The sequence below is a fragment of the Aminobacter sp. SR38 genome (genome assembly GCF_014843375.1).
Lineage (GTDB): Bacteria > Pseudomonadota > Alphaproteobacteria > Rhizobiales > Rhizobiaceae > Aminobacter > Aminobacter ciceronei.
This window is the reverse complement of the sequence record NZ_CP062112.1, coordinates 5,088,098-5,107,086: the sequence shown is the minus strand read 5'-3', so window position 1 is coordinate 5,107,086 and position 18,989 is coordinate 5,088,098. Positions and strand designations below refer to the sequence as shown.

Genomic DNA, 18,989 nt, shown 5'->3' with positions numbered 1-18,989 from the left:
GACCGCTGGTTCGAACGCATGCTCGGTGATCATGGACCACAAGGTTTCGGATCCGGCTGGTTTTCCGGTCTGCTGGGGCTTTTGTTGTCCCTCGGAAGTTTCTGTGCGGTCCTGGTGTTCCGGTTTCCGGAATGGTTGACCACGTCCGAACTGCGCAGCTCCTATCCGGTCGAGTTCATGCGCGGGCTGCTCGTACTCGCCATCATTGCCGGTTTCTTCTTCTCCGCTCTGAACATCCTGCTCAGGCCGTCGAAGAAGCTGGGCCTTGCCGGTATCGGTTTTGCCACGCTGGCCATCATTCTGGGTGGCACCGGCGTCAATGTCGATTACGACGGCGACGCGCCGATTCATGTCGGCTTGGACTGGCTGGTCCTCAATGTCGTGTTGTTGTCACTCGTCTTCGTGCCGTTGGAGCGCCTGTTTCCGCTGCGTCCCGAGCATGGAACGTTCCGTGCCGGCTGGACGACCGACGGGCTCTATTTCATCGTCAGTCACGTGCTGGTCGAGCTTTTGACCTTCTTCACGCTGTTACCTGCGACGATTGTCTCCCAAGCCTGGCAGGCCGATACCATGAGTGCCCAGGTCAAGAGCATGCCACTCATTGCGCAAGTCCTGCTGATCATGCTCGTTGCCGACCTGACGCAGTACTGGGTACATCGCAGCTTTCACCGTATAGGTTTCGCCTGGCCGTTTCATGCCATCCATCATTCCTCGCGCGCGATGGACTGGCTGGCGGGTTCCAGGCTGCATGTGGTCGATATCGTCGTCACACGGGCACTCATTCTGGTGCCCGTGTTCCTGTTCGGCTTTTCCGAAGCCGCCCTCTACATCTGGCTGGCCATCGTGGCAGCACAAGCCACCTTCAACCACGTCAACATGCGCATACGGCTCGGCTGGCTGGAACAGTTGCTGGTCACACCCCGTTTTCACCATTGGCACCATGCGGTCAGGCCGATCGACAAGAATTTCGCCGTGCATTTCCCCTGGATCGACAGGCTTTTTGGTACATTCTATCTGCCGGCCGATGCCTGGCCCGAAAATGTCGGCATCCATAACGACCCCATACCGGAAGAGTTCGGGCGCCAACTGCTCTGGCCATTTCACCGAAAGACGCGTTAATGCACCGCGCACCGCCGGCCCACGCCCTTTCCCACCGGACGCCGTGATCCAGGGCTTGGCAGGCAGTCGCCGGGTTTGACCCATTGGTATCGCTCCCGCAACAGGCGGCCGCAGCTGATTCACTTGCCAGGTCGACCTTCAACCCTCTGCACGAAATCTGCACGAAACTCCTGAATATCTCCTCGTTCCAGCCACCATACCCACCCGCTGCAACGGCATTGATGTCATATGCAAACGACATCGAGCCCCACGCACCGCACGCCCCGCCAGCTGCCCAAACGGCTGCTCACTGAAGCATGGTGGCTGGTTGATCCAGCGCCACCTCAGGCGATCACGCCCTTCCCTGGCACATATTGCAGCCCGGCAGGACTCCCCCGCAAGCTGGAGCGTAGGGCATGAACTTCCGCCATGCCCCGTCCACCATCTCCGCCAAGGTTGGCGCCGCATTGCTGCTGACCCTTGCAGCCGATTTTCTGCTGTTCCGGCAGCCGCTGGACATTTCGCTTTTCATCTTCGCCGCACTGGCTGCTGGTGCAATGATCGCATTTCATTCTCGGGGACCCCGTCCCCGCCCGCTCGCGCTCAAAATTGTGCTCGCCGCGCTCGCTCTCGCCCCGCTCGCCGAAAATGTCAGCCCGCTTTCGGTGACGGTCGCGACCCTTTGCCTGGCGGCCTTCGCTCTGTCGGTCTCGGCCCGCCTGCGATCCGGCCCGGTAAACTGCCTCAAGCGCATCGCCGGCTTTATCCTGACAATCCCCGGCCGGCTGCCATTCGACATCGCGCGGCTACGGAAACTGGCCGGACGCCGCAAGATCTGGCGCCTTGGCAGCCTTACCGCTTGGACGCTGGCTGTCGCTCTGGGCATGGTGTTCGTCGCGTTGTTCGGCATCGCCAATCCCGTCATCGGCTACTGGATGTCGCTGATCGACGTCCGGGCCATATTCAACCTTCTTGACGTCTGGCGGATTGCCTTCTGGCTCGTCGTGGCTGGCAGCGTCTGGAGCTTCCTCAGGCCAAGATTACCGCGTTGGCTACCCAAATGGCGCCTCTTTACACCGCGGCCGATCGCCGAAGCACAGGCAGACTTGGAACCGCCCGCCAGACTGCACCAGTCGCTCTTCGGCAAGGCGGCGATCCTGCGCGCGCTTGTCGTGTTCAACCTTATCTTCGCGCTGCAGACCGTCCTCGACGGCGCTTATCTCTGGGGCGGCGTGGCATTGCCCGCTGGGCTCACCTATGCCGCCTATGCCCATCGCGGTGCCTACGCTCTCATCGTCACGGCACTCTTGGCGGCGATTTTCGTGCTGCTCACACTGAGGCCGGGCAGCACGACCTCGGCCGATCGGCGCGTCCGCGCCCTGGTCTATCTCTGGTCGGCGCAGAACTTTGTCCTGGTCATCTCGTCCATCCTGCGGCTCGACCTCTACATCGACGCATATTCACTGACCTACTGGCGCGTTGCCGCCTTTGTCTGGATGGGACTGGTCGCTATCGGCATCGTCCTGATCATGTCCCGCATCGCTCTCGACAAGTCGAACGAATGGCTTTTCGGTGCCAACATGCTGACGCTTTCTGCAGTTCTCTACGTCAGTTGCTTCATCAACTTCGCCGCAATCATCGCCCACTACAATGTCAGCCACAGCCGCGCAATGGATGGAGGATCGGAATTGGACTGGTATTATCTGCGCTCGCTTGGTCCCCAGGCCATCCCGGCAATCGACGTGGTGCTGAACCACATGGGTGATACCGGCGCGGTCGCGCGCACAAGCCTCGTCTCGCGCCACTATGAGGCGGATCGGTTTCGCGAGCAGTTGCAGAACTGGCGTGCCTGGAGTTTTCGGAACTTCCGGCTGGCAGCGTATCTCGACCAGCCTTCGCCTTTGCCTTCCGGCACAGAGCCGCAGTGACGACGATGCCGCGCCATATCCTCGTCGTCGACGACGACCCTCATATACGCGACGTGATCTGCTTTGCCCTCGACAAGGCCGGCATGGAGACCGAGCCGGTCGGCGACGGTATGGCAGCGCTGGCGCGCATAGAGCGCCGCATGCCCGACCTGGTCGTGCTCGATGTCGGCATGCCCGAGATGGACGGGCTGGAACTGTGCCGCAGGCTTCGGCGAACCTCCGACGTGCCCGTGTTGTTCCTGTCTGCCCGCGACGAGGAAATCGACCGCATCCTCGGGCTTGAGATGGGCGGCGACGACTATGTCACCAAGCCGTTCAGCCCGCGAGAGCTGGTGGCGCGCGTCAACGTCATCCTTCGCCGTGCACGGCCGGCTCCGGCGGAATTCGTCTCGGCACGCCTCAGTCACGGCCTGATTGTGCTCGATCCTTTGCGGCGCGCGGTGAATTACGATGACCGAGACATCGACCTCACCGCGACCGAATTTACCATCGTCAAGGCGCTGATGACGAAACCGATGCATGTCCTCAACCGCAGTCAGCTGATCGATGCCAGCCATGCCGCCAACATCCACGTCTCGGAGCGAACGGTCGACAGCCACATCCGCAACATCCGCGCGAAGTTCGCAACTTTGGGTTGCTCCAACGCGATCGAGACCGTCCATGGCATGGGCTTCCGCCTCGGGCGGTGCGGCGCGTGACTGAAAAATGGCGCCCGCCCCTCGGCCTCGTCGTGCTGGCCATCCTTGCCACCGTCATGACGCTGCCGCTACTGGGGCTGTTCAGCTTCCAGCTCTATCAGCAGCGCTTCGAACCGGCCACCGAGCCCGCCGTTCTATCGCATGGCGCGGTCGCCGCAGCGGCCCTTGTAACAGGCGTCACGCTGCTGATCGGCTTCGTCTTCATCCGCACCATCTCCCGTCCCATGCACGATCTGATGGAAAGAACCGCGCGCATCGCCGAGGGGCAAGCGGACGCCCTCCAGCCACTTGCCCATCACGGCACGCGCGAGATGGCGGAGTTGTCCAAAGCCTTCCTCGACATGGCGCGCAAGCTGCAGATCCGCAACGAAACGATTCGCACCTTTGCCACCCACGTCTCGCATGAGCTGAAATCGCCGCTGACCGCGATCCAGGGCGCCGCCGAATTGCTGCGCGACGCCAGCGACGACATGGATCCGGCCACAAGAACGCGCTTCCTCGACAACATCGTCGCCGACACCGACAGGCTGAACCGCCTGGTTCGCCGCCTGATCGAACTGGCGCGCGCCGACAAGGCAGCGCTGCCAGGCCAGAGCACGTCGCTCACTGAGATTCTCGGCTATCTCGCTCCTGTCGAAGGTGTCGACCTGTCGATCTTGTCTGGCGCTGACATCCGCTTTGCCATGTCGGCTGAAAATGGCGCGGCCATCCTGTCCAATCTCGTCGACAACGCGCTGCGCCATGGCGCCGGCCGTTTCGTGCTGGAGGCCAGCAGCTTTGACGACACTGTCACCATAGCTGCCACCGACGATGGCTGCGGCATCTCGCCCAACAACCGCGCCCGCATCTTCGAGCCGTTCTTCACCACACGGCGTGAAACCGGCGGCACCGGCCTTGGCCTCGGCATCGTCTCGGCCTTGCTCAACGCCCATGACGGAACGATTAGGCTTGCCGGCGCCGACAAGGGCACCCGCTTCGAGATCAGGCTGCCGGCGGCATAGGACTGCCACGATCAGCCTCTTGCCGGCAATCACGTCGGCGAGAGCCACCGCCGCGGCCGCCACTTACCGGTTGCCGCCCCGCATGCGCAGGAATAACATCAGGTTTGCGCTAATTGTGGATCGCAGGGAGGCGAAGACGATGCGCAGATATATCGATTGCCGTGAATTCCCGAGCGAAATGAAGTGCACCGTGGCGATCGCAGCCGACAACGAGGACGAACTGGTCAACGCCGCCGTCCAGCATGCGGTCGCCGTCCATGGCGAGCATGACACACCGGATTTCCGCGCGGAGGTCAGGAAAGCCATCCATATAGGCTCGCCGCCGGCCTGATTTGATGCTCGTGACATATTGCCGGTGCTGATGCAGGGCTCAGCAACGCATCGCGAGTGGTGATGCCCTGTCCTACTGCCGGCGCACAGGCTCGCCGCTGCGCATTGCCTTCAGCCGTTCGGCGGCCGACGCCGCCAGTTCGGCGTAGCGGTCCTCCAGAGCCTCGGCGGCAACCAGCACCTCCGGCTCGAAGTCATTGGCCTCAAGCACTTGCCTCAGCTTTTCGACAAATTCGGCCTGCTGTTCGAGCGCGGCAAACAGCTTCTTGACCTGATCGCGGCTGATGTCGGGATTGGCGAGCGTCGCCGGAACCTCGCGCGCCATCTCGGCGCCGGTCTCGGCCTGCTCTCTGAGGATATCCAGCCAGTCAGTCACGCCACGCCATACCCTACCCGCCACAATCTTGTTCCGGACCGCGGCAATCGTCAACCGCCCGGGAGCAGCGGAGGACAGTACTTTCACGCCTGCCGCAGGAATTGCGCGCGGTGGTTTTTGTTCCCAAATCCCAAGCGCCTGCATGAAGACGCTGCAGCATACGCAGCGCCAGGCATGCGACGCGCAGGGACTTCTTCGTCTGCGAGGAGACGCTGCACTCACCCCTTCGCTTTCGGTCGGACATCATGCCGTTTGGCCGCTTGCTCGCATTTCTTGCGGATTTCCTCGACCTCGGTTTCGGTCAGATGCTCGATGCCGATGAAATGGTTGTGGCCGGTGCTGACCCGGATCAGCTCGTCGAGCTTGGCCTGGATCGCAGCACCGTCGCGGTTCTGGGTGTTCTGGATCAGGAACACCATCAGGAAGGTGATGATGGTCGTGCCGGTGTTGATCACCAACTGCCAGGTGTCGGAAAAGCCGAACACCGGACCTGATACCGCCCAGGCCAACACGACAATGCAGCAGCCGAGAAAGGTCAGTGGCAGGCCGGCGGCGTACGCTACCTTATTGGCGATCTTGGTGAAAATCTTCTCGAACATGGCCACATCCCTTCGGTGCGAAGGAAACAACCGTGCCCCGCTTCGGGTTCCGCAGCCGGCGCTTAGGCCTGCCTCGCTTCCCAGCGGTCGAGAAAGGCCTCAATCGGCAGGCTCTGCATGTCGGGGATCGCCTCGAACAGTCTTTCGCGCGGCCAATCCCACCAGGCCAGCGCCTCGATGCGGGCGATAACCTCGACGGGGAACCGCATCTTCAGCCTCTTTGCGGGCACGCCGGCAAAAACCTCGAACGGCGCGACGTCGCGCGTCACCACGGAATTCGCCCCGACCACCGCTCCATTGCCAATGCTCACACCGGGCATGATCACCGCACCATGTCCGACCCACACATCGTGTCCGATAATCACGGGCTTAGCCCTGCGACGCTCGCGGAAATCGTTGTCGACGCCGAGATAGCGGAAATACTCGTTCGGCCGGTAGCTCAGCTTGTGCGTGGTCAGCCGCTCCATCGGATGCTCTAGCGCGTTGATGCGCGTATTGGCGGCGATCGAGCAGAACTTGCCGATCGTGGTGTAGATCGCCTCGGCGTGGCGCTCGAAATAGGAGTAGTCGCCGACCACCACCTCGCGCAACACGACGCGCTCGCCGACGATCACATGGCGGCCAAGCCGGCAGCCTTTCAGCTCCGACGTCGGGTGGATTCGCGGTTCGTCATCCTTGAAGCGAAGGTCTGCTTGATCGTCCATGACGCGGATGTACGCCCGCGCCACACTGCCCGCAAGCTATTGCGGCTTGCCCTTGGCCCAGACGACGTTCTGGCCATAGAGCGGCACCGTGGTCATCGACATCTTGGCCGAGCCGTCCTGCACTTGGCGCGAATGGGCGAGATAGATCAGTGTCTCGTTTTTCTGGTCGTAGATGCGGTTCACCACCTGCTCCTTCCAGATCAGGCTGATGCCCTGTTTGAAGACCTCCTCGCCCTCCTGGCCGAGGTCGATCTCGCCAATGGTGATCGGTCCGGTCTGCTGGCACGAGATTGCGGTGTCCGACGGGTTCTCGAACCAGTTGCCTTTCTGCAGCCGGTCGATCACGCCGCGGTCGAAATAGGAGACGTGGCAGGTGACGCCCTCGACCTTGGGGTCCTTGATCGCCTCGACGATGATGTCGTTGCCGAGCCAGTCGACGCCGACCTCACCCACCTGCTGGGCCATGGCGGGCAATGCTGCGCCGAGCGCAAGGGTGGTCGCAAGGACGGAAAGGGCAAGCCGCATGAAAGCCTCCTGAATTGGCTGCAGTCGTCCACACTTGGGTCGCCCGCGCCCGCCTTGCAAGCCAGAGACGCTGCATCCTGCTCGCGAAAAGGTGTTTTGTGGACGAATGAGAGCGTCAACATGTCCCTTTTGGCAAATCACGCGCCGCGCTATGTAGGGTTGATGAAACAGGCCTTGCCCATATCGCTTTCGGCGACCGCGTGGATCGCGCTCGGCATGATGGCGTTTGCGGCAGCTTCGGGCCTCGCCTTCGCCTCCTGGCTGGACAAGGACGCCGGCATCTTCATGTCGCTGGTCGAGGCCGGCATGTCCTGGTGCTTCTGAACCGGTCATCAATAACACCATGGAATCACAATCGATGATGCGCACGATCCTTGCCGGCATTCTGATCCTGATGGCCGCCGGCGTCGGCTGGCTGACCTTCGACTGGTACAGCAGCAAGACCAGCGCCCAGGCTTTCGGTGCGCCCTTCGTGCTTGTCGATCAGAAGGGCGCCGAGATCACCGAAGCGGCGTTCCGCGGCCAGCCAAGTGCTGTCTTCTTCGGCTTCACCCATTGCCCCGAGGTCTGCCCGACCACGCTGTTCGAGCTCGACGGCCTGCTCAAGCAGATGGGCGACGAAGGCAAGAACCTCCGCGCCTATTTCGTCTCGGTCGATCCCGAGCGCGACACGCCCGAGGTGATGAACAGCTACGTCAGCAACGTCTCCGACCGCATCACCGGCATCACCGGCTCGCCCGACAAGATCGCAGCCATGGCCAAGGCCTTCGGTATCTATTCCAAGAAGGTGCCGACCGAAGGCGGCGACTACACCATGGATCACACGGCGTCGGTGCTGCTGCTCGACAGCAAGGGTGATTTCTTCGGCACGATCGCCTATGAGGAGAACCCAGAGACCGCACTTGCCAAGCTCAAGCGGCTTGCCAAGGAAGGCTGACCCTCCTCTCCCGGACCCGATATGACCCAGACACGGCTGCACTTTACCACCGGCCGCGAAGCCGCCAACCGCATCTTCGCTGCCCTCGAAACCGCCTTCGAGGAAGATGGCTGGCCGATCGCCGTGATCGAGGTCGACGAGGACCGCGATATCCATGAGGTCTCGCTCTACACGGATGGCGATGTCGAGGACGTTGCCCGCCGCATGGCCGAGGTGGTTGCAGAAGCAGGCCACAAGGGCCCGCTGGGCCGTGAGGTGCTGCCCGACGTCGACTGGGTGGCGAAGTCGCTCGAAGGCCTGAAGCCGGTGCAGGCAGGACGCTTCATCGTTCATGGCAGCCATGACCGCGAGGACGTGCGCCCCGGACAGATCGCCATCGAGATCGAGGCCGGCCTCGCTTTCGGCACCGGCCATCACGGCACCACGGCAGGCTGCCTCGCGATGATCGAAAAGGTGATGGCCGCGGAAAAACCGGCCAAGGCGCTCGACCTTGGTACCGGCAGCGCCGTACTGGCGATCGCAGTCGCCAAGCTGGCGCCGATCCCGGTACTGGCAACCGACATCGACCCGGTCGCAACCGACGTTGCCGCCGCGAATGTCCGCCTCAATGGTGCTGCCGACCACGTCGAGACGGTCACCGCCGCAGGCTTCGACGACCCGATCTTCGCCGCGCGCGGCCCTTTCGACCTGATCGTCGCCAACATCCTGGCGCAGCCGCTGATGCTGCTGGCGCCCGAAATGGCCACGAACCTTGCGGTCGACGGCTCCCTCGTGCTGTCGGGTATCCTCGACCGTCAGCACGACGCCGTGCTCGAAGCCTATGTCGCGGCAGGCTTCCGCCACATCGAGACCTTCCACAGGGAAGGCTGGGTGACAATCCACCTCAAGAACTGAGCCCGCTGGCACAAGCCGGCGGCGTTGCCAGCAACGGCCGGCGCGGATAGGTTCGCCCGACATCCAGCTTTCGGGAAACCACCATGTTCCAGTCCTTTGATTCAGCCGGCGATCCCACCGTCGGCAAGCCGCGCGTGGCGTTGCTCCGGCAATGGCTCAAGGAAAACGGGCTCGACGGCTTCGTCGTGCCCCGCGCCGACGAGCACCAGGGCGAGTATGTCCCGCCACGTTCGAATCGCCTGCGGTGGCTGACCGGCTTCAGCGGCTCGGCCGGCGTGGCGATCGTGCTCGCCCGCAGCGCCCACATCTTCGTCGACGGGCGCTACACGCTGCAGGTGCGCGACGAGGTCGATCTCGACATCTTCACCGTCGAAAGCCTGATCGACAACCCGCCATCGGTGTGGATCAAGGAAAGCCTGCCCAAGGGCGCAAGGCTTGGCATCGACCCGTGGCTGCACACCATGGGCGAGGTCAAGGCGCTGACAACGGCAACCGAAAAGGTCGGCGCCGTGCTTGTCCCCCTCGCCCGCAACCCCATCGACGCGATCTGGGAAGATCAGCCCGACGCACCGCTGGCCCCGGTCGAGATCCATCCGGAGGCCTTTGCCGGCGAACTGGCCAAGGACAAGTTGAAACGGCTCGCCGCAGCGATCGAGAACGACGGCGCCACCCATGCGATCCTGACCGACCCGTCGTCGCTCGCCTGGGCGTTCAACATCCGTGGTGGCGACGTACCCCACACGCCGCTTGCCCTTGGCTTCGCCATCCTCTCCGCCGACGGCAGCCATGCCGTGTTCATGGACAAGCGCAAGCTTGGCCGCACCGAGGAGGCCTATCTCACCCAGCTTGCCGACATCAAGGCACCGAGCAAGCTCGACGACGCGGTCGCGGCCCTTGCCAAATCTGGTGCGAAGATCGCGCTCGACCCGGTGCTTGCCGCCGACAGGCTGCGCGCCCTGATCGAGGACAATGGCGGCACGGTGGTGCAAGCGCCCGACCCGGCCCGCCTGCCCCGCGCCACCAAGAATGCCCAGGAGATCGCCGGTTCGCGCGCTGCCCACCGCCGTGACGGCGCTGCTGTCGCCAAGCTTTTGTGCTGGCTCGACCGGCAGAATCCCGGCAGCCTCGACGAGATCGCCGTCGTGACCAAGCTGGAGGAATGCCGCCGCCAGACCGGCGAGGAAACGCAGATGCCGCTCCGCGACGTCTCGTTCGACACCATCTCGGGTGCCGGCGCCAATGGCGCGATCATGCATTACCGCGTCTCGAAAGCGACGAGCCGGGTGCTGGCCGAGGGTGAACTGTTCCTGCTCGATTCGGGCGCGCAATATCAGGACGGCACCACCGACATCACTCGCACCATGCCGGTCGGCAAGCCGAGCGAGGAGATGCGCGAGCGTTTTACCCTGGTGCTCAAGGGCATGATCGCGATCTCGCTGGCGCGGTTTCCCGCAGGCACGCGTGGCGCCGACATCGACGCGCTCGCCCGCATCGCACTGTGGAAGAACGGCCTCGACTACGCCCACGGCACCGGCCACGGCGTCGGGTCCTATCTCGCTGTTCATGAAGGCCCGCAGCGCATCGCCAAGACCGGCATGGAAAAGCTGCTCGCCGGCATGATCCTGTCCAACGAGCCCGGCTACTACAAGGAAGGCCATTACGGCATCAGGCTGGAAAATCTGATCCTGGTGACGCCAACCGCCGAGCTGCCCGGCGGCGACATCGCCATGCACGGCTTCGAGACGTTGACGCTGGCGCCTTTCGACCAGCGCCTGCTGCGCGCCGACCTGCTGACCCGCGAAGAGCTGGATTGGCTCAATGCCTACCATGCCCGCGTGCTGGCCGAGATCGGACCGATGCTCGACGGCGAAACGCTGGCGTGGCTGGAAAAGGCGACGGCGCAGATCGCCTGATCAGCGTGTAATGAAAACGACCGGCCGCTTCATGCGGCCGGTTTTCGTTCAGCCGATGAAATGCCGCATGGCAATCAACACGGCAGCGCCTGCCAGAAACATCGTCATCAGGCCACCACGCAGTCCAACAACGGCTGCCACGGCAAGCGCTGCCAGCTCAGCCGGACCGGCCGAGAGTGCCGCGGGTGCCACGAGCGTCGTCAGAACCGCAGCCGGCACCGCGTTCAGGCCCGCCTCGACGCGCGGATGGATGCGCTCGAAACGCGAAATGACGAGATGGCCGCCGATACGGGTCAGATAGGTGGCGACAGCGCCGGCAATGATGATCCAAAGCGTCGTGCTCATGACACCACCTCCGCCGTTTCTTCGCTCGTCAGGCTCTCGTCGGACCTGACCGGCATCGCCGCCGCAAACAGCACGCCGGCCAGCGCCCCAATGGAAACATGCCAGGGTGAGCCTACGGTCTTGTAGGCGATCATCGAGGCAACGGCGCTGGCAACGACGATCGGCAGCCAGCGCGGGCGCTTGCGGAAGCTCATCACCAAACCGAGAAAATAGATCGGCAGCAGGAAGTCGAGCCCGATGGCATGGGGGTTGGGAATCAGCCGCCCGAACAGCGCGCCGAGCGCGCTTTCGGCGACCCAGAAGACATAGATCGGCAGCGCCATGCCCATGTACCAGGCAAAGGTCACCTGCTCGCCATTCTCGCCCTTGCGCTCGGCCTCGGCATATTGCGGATCGACCAGGAAGAAATAGCCGATGGCCTGCTTCAGGAACGGCCAATGGTCGATGTGCTTGCCAACAGCAGCCGAATAGAGAACGTGGCGGAAGTTGACGGCGAAGATCGATAGCACCACCAGCCACGGCGCGACATGCTGGCCGAACAACTCGATGCCGACCAGCTGGCTGGCGCCGCCATAGATCGAGGCGCTCATCAGTGTCGCCTCGACGACGGAGAAGCCGTTGTCGACGGCCAACGCCCCGAACAGGATGGCAAAGGGCGCCGACGCGACCACCACCGGCACGCTCAATCGCATGCCCTGCAAGAATTCACCGCGACGATCAGACATTAGGCCTCCGTGGCGCATCGGCCCCAGATCGAATTTTGAGCGTTGGAATGCACGATACAGGCCGAACGAGTTCGGCCAAGGCTCCATAGCTTGCGCGGGGTCTGAATAAGTCAGCCGGCTTGGCGTGTCACATCAATTCGGTTGAGCCAACGATCAGCGCTTCTTGGCCTTCGGCGGCCGCTTCACCGAGCACGGCACATTACCGCCGGCATGAAGCCGGCCCATCGTCATGTCGAGCTTGATCGGCAGGTCGCGCAGCGCCGAGACGTTCAGCTTGCGCGCGGCTGCCAGCGCCACCTCGCCGCAGGCATGCGCGTCCTCTGCAGCATTATGGTGCCTGAAGGAGAAATCGATATGGCGCGACACCTCGTTGAGCCGGTGGGAGGTTAGCTCCTGCCACACCTTCTTCGCCATCTTGAGCGTACAGATGTAGTCGATGTCAGGACTGACAGTGCCATACAGCTGATAGCTCGCCCTGAGCACACTCATGTCGAAGGACGCGTTGTGAGCGATCACAAGCGTGTCTGAGAGATCGTCCTCGAACTCCTCCATCACCTCGGGAAATTCGGCCGCGTCCTCGACATATTCGGGCCGTATGCCGTGAACGGCAATGTTGAAGCGCGAGAACCGCATGTCCCGGGGGCGGATCAGTCGCTCCTCGACACGGATGACCGCGCCGTCCTCGATCCAGGCAAGGCCAATGGAGCACGGGCTGCTCCGCTGCTCATTGGCAGTTTCGAAGTCGATGGCAAGTGCTCGCATGACGTCTGTCAGCCCGCCTGCCCGACGCGTTCGAACCACTGGTCCTCTGTGATCACCTCGATACCCAGATCGGTCGCCGCCTTGAGCTTCGAGCCAGCACCTGGGCCGGCCACAACGAGGTCGGTCTTCTTGGACACCGAGCCCGCCACCTTGGCGCCAAGCTTCTCGGCCATCGCCTTGGCCTCGTCGCGCGACATCTTTTCGAGCGAGCCGGTGAATACCACCGTCTTGCCCGAAACGGGTGACGACACGTCGCCGATACGCTCCTCGTCAAGCGGCGTCACTTCGGCAAGCAGCGCATCGAGCACCTGCCTGTTGTGCTCCTCTGCGAAGAACTCGACCACCGCCTCGGCGACGATGGCGCCGATGCCGTTGACGCCGGTCAGCTCCTGCCAAGCGGCATTGCCCTTGTCACCCTTGCCCTCAGGCATCACGGCAGCAACACCAGCGGCGCGGAAGGTCTCGAAATTGATGTAGTGGCGCGCCAGGCGCTTGGCATTGGTTTCGCCGATGTGGCGGATGCCGAGCGCAAACAGGAAGCGCGAGAACTCGACCTGGCGGCGGTCGTCGATGGCCGCAAACAGCTTGCGAGTCGATGTCGCGCCGAAGCCATCGATGTTCTCGAGCTTGGTGAGCGATCCTTCTTGTCGCCGCTTCAGCGTGAAGATGTCCGCCGGCGAGCCGACATGCAATGCCGGGTCCTGCGACTGGAAGAAGAACTCGATCTGCTTCTCGCCCAGGCCCTCGATGTCAAAGGCATTGCGCGAGACGAAATGGCGAAGGCGCTCCACGGCCTGTGCCGGACAGATCAGGCCGCCGGTGCAGCGGCGCACCACCTCACCCTCCTCGCGGACAGCATGGCTGTCACAGGCCGGGCAGCGCGTCGGGAACAGATAGGGCTGCGCTCCTGCCGGGCGCTTCTCCAGGACGACGTCGAGGATCTGCGGAATGACGTCACCTGCCCGCTGTACGATGACGGTGTCGCCGACGCGGATGTCATGATCCTCGTCGCGAATGGCCGCGCCGCTGTTGCCGAGGCCCTTGATGTAGTCCTCATTGTGCAGCGTGGCGTTGGTGACCACCACACCGCCCACCGTCACCGGCTGCAGCCGCGCCACCGGCGTCAGCGAGCCGGTGCGGCCGACCTGGATGTCGATGCCGAGCAGTGTCGTCGTCGCCTTTTCAGCCGGGAACTTGTGCGCGATGGCCCAGCGCGGCGAACGCGAGACGAAGCCGAGCCGCTGCTGCAGGTCGAGCCGGTCGACCTTGTAGACGACGCCGTCGATGTCGTAGCCGAGCCCGGCGCGATTGGCCTCGATCATCCGGTACTGCGACAAAAGGCCGTCGACGCTGTCGAACACCTTCATCAGCGGATTGGTCTTGAAGCCGTAGGTCTTGAAAGCCTCGACCATGCCCATCTGGGTGTCGGCCGGCATGTCGCTGACCTCGCCCCAGGCATAGGCGAAAAAGCGCAGCGGACGGCTGGCAGTGATAGACGTGTCGAGCTGGCGCAGCGAACCGGCGGCCGCATTGCGCGGATTGGCGAAAATCTGCTTGCCAGCTTCAGCATTGCGCCGGTTGAGTTCGGCAAAGTCGGCGTGGCTCATATAGACCTCGCCGCGCACTTCCAGCACCTCGGGAAAGTCGCCCTTCAGCACGTTCGGAATGTCGGCGATGGTGCGGGCGTTCGCCGTGACGTTTTCGCCGACCTGGCCGTCGCCGCGCGTCGCCGCCGTCACCAGCCGGCCGTTCTCGTAGCGGATCGACAGCGACAGGCCGTCGATCTTGGGCTCGGCGGTGATTACCACCGGCTCGTCGGCGGACAGCCTGAGGAAGCGCCTGATGCGGCCGACGAACTCGCTGACGTCCTCGTCGGCAAAGGCGTTGTCCAGCGACAGCATCGGCACGACATGGGTGACCTTGCCGAATTTCTCGGAGACGGCGGCGCCCACCCACTTGGACGGCGAGTCCTCACGCACCAGTTGCGGAAAACGCTGCTCGATGGCGAGGTTGCGGCGGCGCAGCGCATCGTAATCCGCGTCCGAAATCGTCGGCGCGTCCTCGGCATGATAACGCAGGTCGTGGCCGGCAATTTCTTCGGCCAGCCGCGCAAGCTCCGCCGCGGCTTCAGTCTCGCTCAGCGAATCGACTGGCTTGTCGGACATGGTACGGCTCCGGCTGAAAACGCGGCCACCATAGATCAGGACGCTGTCGAGCGGGAGCCGCCCGGACCGAATTCCACGTCAAATCAGCAGCATCGCGAAGGCTCCTGACATGGGAGCCGCAATCGCGTGGTCAGGAAAGGACAGCCGTGTTCTCGCGCAGCAGGCGCTCGGCGGCGGCGCGCGCTTCCTCGGTGATCGAGGCGCCAGACAGCATGCGCGCGATTTCCTCCTGGCGCGCGGTACGGTCCATCTCGTGGATACCGGTCGCCACCTTGTCGGTGTTGCCCTTCTTGGAGATCAGGAAATGCGTCGCCGCGCGGGCCGCTACCTGCGGCGCATGCGTGACCGACAGCACCTGCACCCGGCGGGACAGCCGTGCCAGCCGCTGGCCGATGGCGTCGGCAACCGCGCCACCCACGCCGGTATCGATCTCGTCGAACACCAGTGTGGGTGCCGAACCACGATCGGCAAGCGCCACCTTCAACGCGAGGAGAAAACGCGACAGCTCGCCACCCGAGGCGACCTTCATCATCGGGCCCGGTCGGGTGCCGGGATTGGTGCGCACCCAGAACTCGACCTGATCGATACCTTCCTGCATGCGATTGTCGGCTTCGCTCGACATCTCGACGATGAATTCGGCGCGTTCGAGCTTGAGCTCGGGCAGCTCTGCCATGACGGTCTTGCGCAGGCTCTCGGCCACAGTCTTGCGGAGCTCCGACAGACTGGCAGCGATGCGATCATAGGCATCGCGGCTGGTCCTCGCCTGCGTTTCCAGCACCTGCAGCCGCTCCTCGCCGGCATCGAGGTCGGCGAGGTCGGCAACCATCGTGTCGCGCAGCCTGGCTAGGTCGTCGACGGCAACATTGTGCTTGCGTGCAGCCGCGCGCAGGGCAAACAGCCGCTCCTCAGCCTTTTCCAGCCGCTGCGGGTCATATTCGGTGGCGCGAAGGGCGGCATCGACGCCGGATTGCGCCGCATCAAGCGAGATCATCGCCTCGTCGAGCGATTTCACCACCTCATCGAGCAGGCCCGGCACCTCGGCCGCCTTGCGCTGCAGGCGGCGCAACAGGCTGGCAAGCTGCGGCAGCGGCGACGACGAGCCCGACAGCACGTCCTGTGCATCCTGGATTTCGGAGGCGATCTTTTCGACGCGCATCATCGCGGCACGCAGCTCGGCGAGTTCGCTCTCCTCCCCCGGCTGGGGATCGAGCTTGGTGAGTTCGGTCACCGAGGCACGCAGATATTCAGCCTCGCGCGCGGCGGCATCGACGCGGGCGCGATGGCGTGACAGCTCCTGCTCGGCACCGCGCCACAACTTCCACGCGTCGGCAGTGGCCTTGGCTTCGCCGACATGACCGCCAAACGAATCGAGCACATCGCGATGCGCCCCGGCGTCGACAAGCGCGCGATCGTCGTGCTGGCCGTGGATTTCGACAAGCGCGCGGCCGATGTCGCGCATCAGCGTGACGCTGGACGGCTGGTCGTTGACGAAGACGCGCGTGCGCCCGTCGGCGGTCTGGACGCGTTTCAGGATAATGTCGCCATCGTCGTCGATGGCATTGTCGGCAAGCAGCGTACGCGCCGGATGGTTGCGCGGCACGTCGAAGACCGCACTCACCTGCCCTTGCGTGGCACCGTGGCGGACGAGCGATGCATCGCCGCGCGCGCCGAGCGCGAGCGACAATGCGTCGAGAAGGATGGATTTGCCCGCGCCGGTCTCACCGGTCAGCACCGACAGGCCAGGCGTGAAATCGATGTCCAGCCGTTCGATCAGGACAATATCGCGGATCGACAGGCGCGAGAGCATCTATTTCTGGTCAGGCGCCGGAGAACATCTTCCCGGCCTTGGAAATCCAGGAACCGGCATTCTCGCGGGGCTCTAGGCCATTGGTTTGCAGCAGCTTGTACGAATCCTTGTACCACTGGCTGTCAGGATAATTCTGGCCAAGCACGGCGGCAGCTGTCTGGGCTTCCGAGGTCAGGCCCATCGCGTAGTAGGTCTCGACCAGGCGGGCGAGCGCTTCTTCGATGTGGCGGGTGTTCGAATAGTTCTCGACCACGTTGCGGAATCGCTTTGCCGAGGCGATAAATTCGCGGCGCTCGAGATAATAACGGCCGATCTGCATTTCCTTGCCGGCGAGTTGGTCGCGGGCGAAGCGGATCTTGGCGTTTGCGTCGTCGACATATTCCGATGCGGGCCAGCGCTGAACCACCTCGGTCATCGCCTCGATGGTGCGGCGAGCTTCCTTTTGATCCTGCGTCACGTCGCGAATCTGGCGGAAGTAGCTGAGGCCGATGATGTACTGTGCGTAAGCCGCGTCGTCGGTCGAGGGATAAAGCGCGAGATAGCGCTTGGCCGAGTTGATGGCCTCTTCATAGGAGCCCTGGCGATAGCTGGCGAATGCGCCCATCACCATCGACTTGCGGGCGAACTCCGAATAGGGGTGCTGACGGTCGACGGCCTCGAACTTGCGGCTGGCCTCCTTGAGGCGGCCGGCGTTGAGGTTGGCAAGGCCCTGATTGTAGAGCACATCGGCCGGCTCGGTCTGCTCGACATAGGTCGCGAGATCGACATCGGCTTCGCCGGACATGCAGCCGGACAGTGCAAGCGTCGGAGCGATGAGCGAAAGCGCCACAACCAGAGGCTTCACGCGCAATTTCGATCGATCGGCTCGTATCAATGACATCACAGAGTTCCGCCCCTTTGGCGCTGTTTCGCTTTTAGGCAATGGCCATAGATCACAACTGGCTTTGCCGGGCAACGCTATCAGCCGCCAATCGCGCAATTTTGTGGCACGCAATGGCGCATGCCATTTCGCCGGCCAAGTGGTGCAACAAGGTCACACCACCTCCAGGCGATTGCCGGCCGTCAGAGGGTCCAGGGCGCGTGGACTGCGGCGCTGACAGCGATAAGTTCGGCCGAGCGCCCGCGCTCGCGGCGCGACGTCTCGACGACTTCGAAAGCCGACCTGTCAGAAAGCAGGCGGCGCAGCGCAGCGGCGTTCAGCCGGTGGCCACCGCGATAGGAACGGAAGCAGCCGATGAAGCGCGCGCCGGCGAGTGCCAGGTCACCCATCGCGTCAAGCGTCTTGTGGCGCACGAACTCGTTGGAGAAGCGCAGGCCTTCCATGTTGATGATGTGGTTGTCGTCGCCGATGACCACTGAATTCTCGAGCGACGAACCAAGCGCATAGCCGGCTGCCCACAGGCGCTCGACGTCCTTCATGAAACCAAAGGTGCGGGCGCGCGAGATCTCGCGGCGGAATATGTCGTCGTTGATATCGGAAGCAAAGGACTGGCGCCCGATCGCTGGGCTCTCGAAATCGATCTCGACCTCGAATCGCGTGCCGCCATAGGGACGGAACTCGGCCCAGGAGGCGCCGCTTTCGATTCGTACCGGCTTGAGAACGCGGATGTAGCGGCGCTTGACGCCCTGCACTTCGATGCCGGCCAGGTCGATGGCCTCAACGAACTGCGCGGCACTGCCGTCCATGATCGGGATTTCAGCGCCTTCGACTTCGATCAGCAGATTATCGATACCGAGGCCGAACAGAGCGGCCATCAGGTGTTCGATCGTGGCAACGTGCTGGCCGGCGGGATCGCCGAGCAAGGTGCAAAGATCGGTCGCACCCACTTCTGACACAATTGCGCGAAATTCTCGGTCAGCAACCTGAAACACCACGCCCGTATCCGCGTCTGCCGGCGCGAAATGGATGGCTACCGGCTTGCCGCTGTGAACGCCAACGCCCGACAGGGTGACACGCGATTTGAGTGTTGTCTGATAGTCCTGCAAGTCGATCCCCATATGCCCGTACTCACCACGTCCGCTTCGCCACACCACGGCGCACGGCTCTTATGCTCGCCAGACGGGACCTCATCCCCACAATACCCGTCAGCGACCTTAATCGGCGCGAAGATAGTCTTCCGGGTGAGAGACTCCAAATCACGGTTTCTTACTCTGTGTAACTGCAGGGACGCTTCGACTCGCC

The 18,989-nt window shown here is 63.3% G+C and carries 20 protein-coding genes; 9 read left to right on the top strand and 11 right to left on the bottom strand.

Annotated elements, in window-relative coordinates:
* Nucleotides 1-84: 84 nt before the first annotated feature.
* The 5 genes from IG197_RS24940 (at nt 85) to IG197_RS24920 (ending at nt 5,056) form a co-directional block, all read left to right on the top strand.
* Nucleotides 85-1,119, top strand: coding sequence for a sterol desaturase family protein (locus IG197_RS24940; protein ID WP_192315575.1), 1,035 nt, complete (start codon nt 85-87; stop codon nt 1,117-1,119).
* A gap of 395 nt (nt 1,120-1,514) precedes the next feature.
* Entirely contained in the window at nt 1,515-3,026 is a 1,512-nt protein-coding gene (locus IG197_RS24935; RefSeq protein ID WP_192315573.1) for a DUF4173 domain-containing protein, read from the top strand.
* Nucleotides 3,027-3,031: 5 nt separating this feature from the next.
* A complete protein-coding gene (locus IG197_RS24930) occupies nt 3,032-3,724 on the top strand; it encodes a response regulator transcription factor (protein WP_192319962.1) in 693 nt (230 codons plus the stop codon).
* On the top strand, nt 3,721-4,725 hold the full coding sequence (locus tag IG197_RS24925) for a HAMP domain-containing sensor histidine kinase (protein ID WP_246765240.1): 1,005 nt from the start codon (nt 3,721-3,723) through the stop codon (nt 4,723-4,725). The genes IG197_RS24930 and IG197_RS24925 overlap by 4 nt, the downstream gene beginning before the upstream one ends.
* Nucleotides 4,726-4,864: 139 nt before the next feature.
* Nucleotides 4,865-5,056, top strand: coding sequence for a DUF1059 domain-containing protein (locus IG197_RS24920; RefSeq protein WP_154386673.1), 192 nt, complete (start codon nt 4,865-4,867; stop codon nt 5,054-5,056).
* A gap of 72 nt (nt 5,057-5,128) precedes the next feature.
* On the opposite strand, the gene IG197_RS24915 is transcribed toward IG197_RS24920, so the two are convergent.
* From IG197_RS24915 to IG197_RS24900, 4 genes are all read right to left on the bottom strand, one after another.
* Nucleotides 5,129-5,431, bottom strand: coding sequence for a hypothetical protein (locus tag IG197_RS24915; RefSeq protein ID WP_192315571.1), 303 nt, complete (start codon nt 5,429-5,431; stop codon nt 5,129-5,131).
* A gap of 218 nt (nt 5,432-5,649) precedes the next feature.
* Nucleotides 5,650-6,030 (bottom strand): low affinity iron permease family protein, encoded by a 381-nt coding sequence (locus IG197_RS24910; protein ID WP_192315569.1) that lies wholly within the window; start codon nt 6,028-6,030, stop codon nt 5,650-5,652.
* A 62-nt stretch (nt 6,031-6,092) separates the two neighbouring features.
* The gene (locus tag IG197_RS24905; protein ID WP_154386675.1) at nt 6,093-6,734 is read right to left on the bottom strand and encodes a DapH/DapD/GlmU-related protein; all 642 of its coding nucleotides are present in this window, start codon (nt 6,732-6,734) and stop codon (nt 6,093-6,095) included.
* Between the two features lie 36 nt (nt 6,735-6,770).
* Nucleotides 6,771-7,259: a CreA family protein gene (locus tag IG197_RS24900; protein ID WP_182575652.1), complete on the bottom strand. Its 489-nt coding sequence runs from the start codon at nt 7,257-7,259 to the stop codon at nt 6,771-6,773.
* A 120-nt stretch (nt 7,260-7,379) separates the two neighbouring features.
* Between IG197_RS24900 and IG197_RS24895 the strand changes: the two genes are divergently transcribed.
* From IG197_RS24895 to IG197_RS24880, 4 genes are all read left to right on the top strand, one after another.
* Entirely contained in the window at nt 7,380-7,583 is a 204-nt protein-coding gene (locus IG197_RS24895; protein ID WP_154386677.1) for a hypothetical protein, read from the top strand.
* Nucleotides 7,584-7,617: 34 nt separating this feature from the next.
* Nucleotides 7,618-8,196: an SCO family protein gene (locus IG197_RS24890; protein ID WP_154386678.1), complete on the top strand. Its 579-nt coding sequence runs from the start codon at nt 7,618-7,620 to the stop codon at nt 8,194-8,196.
* A 21-nt stretch (nt 8,197-8,217) separates the two neighbouring features.
* Nucleotides 8,218-9,090 (top strand): 50S ribosomal protein L11 methyltransferase, encoded by an 873-nt coding sequence (locus IG197_RS24885; RefSeq protein WP_192315567.1) that lies wholly within the window; start codon nt 8,218-8,220, stop codon nt 9,088-9,090.
* A gap of 83 nt (nt 9,091-9,173) precedes the next feature.
* Nucleotides 9,174-11,003, top strand: a complete 1,830-nt coding sequence (locus IG197_RS24880) for an aminopeptidase P family protein (RefSeq protein ID WP_192315565.1) — start codon at nt 9,174-9,176, stop codon at nt 11,001-11,003.
* A gap of 48 nt (nt 11,004-11,051) precedes the next feature.
* Here the strand turns inward: IG197_RS24880 and IG197_RS24875 are convergent, their stop codons facing one another.
* From IG197_RS24875 to lpxC, 7 genes are all read right to left on the bottom strand, one after another.
* Complete coding sequence (locus IG197_RS24875) at nt 11,052-11,348, bottom strand: AzlD family protein (RefSeq protein WP_192315563.1); 297 nt, start codon at nt 11,346-11,348, stop codon at nt 11,052-11,054.
* Entirely contained in the window at nt 11,345-12,073 is a 729-nt protein-coding gene (locus IG197_RS24870; RefSeq protein WP_246340994.1) for an AzlC family ABC transporter permease, read from the bottom strand. The genes IG197_RS24875 and IG197_RS24870 overlap by 4 nt, the downstream gene beginning before the upstream one ends.
* 153 nt (nt 12,074-12,226) lie before the next feature.
* Entirely contained in the window at nt 12,227-12,835 is a 609-nt protein-coding gene (locus IG197_RS24865) for a 3'-5' exonuclease (protein WP_192315561.1), read from the bottom strand.
* An 8-nt stretch (nt 12,836-12,843) separates the two neighbouring features.
* The gene (gene ligA / locus IG197_RS24860; RefSeq protein ID WP_192315559.1) at nt 12,844-15,000 is read right to left on the bottom strand and encodes an NAD-dependent DNA ligase LigA; all 2,157 of its coding nucleotides are present in this window, start codon (nt 14,998-15,000) and stop codon (nt 12,844-12,846) included.
* Between the two features lie 130 nt (nt 15,001-15,130).
* Nucleotides 15,131-16,807 (bottom strand): DNA repair protein RecN, encoded by a 1,677-nt coding sequence (recN, locus tag IG197_RS24855; RefSeq protein ID WP_192315557.1) that lies wholly within the window; start codon nt 16,805-16,807, stop codon nt 15,131-15,133.
* 10 nt (nt 16,808-16,817) lie between these two features.
* Nucleotides 16,818-17,687: an outer membrane protein assembly factor BamD gene (locus tag IG197_RS24850; RefSeq protein ID WP_067960420.1), complete on the bottom strand. Its 870-nt coding sequence runs from the start codon at nt 17,685-17,687 to the stop codon at nt 16,818-16,820.
* Between the two features lie 182 nt (nt 17,688-17,869).
* Entirely contained in the window at nt 17,870-18,805 is a 936-nt protein-coding gene (gene lpxC, locus IG197_RS24845) for a UDP-3-O-acyl-N-acetylglucosamine deacetylase (RefSeq protein ID WP_115731432.1), read from the bottom strand.
* Between the last annotated feature and the right edge of the window lie 184 nt (nt 18,806-18,989).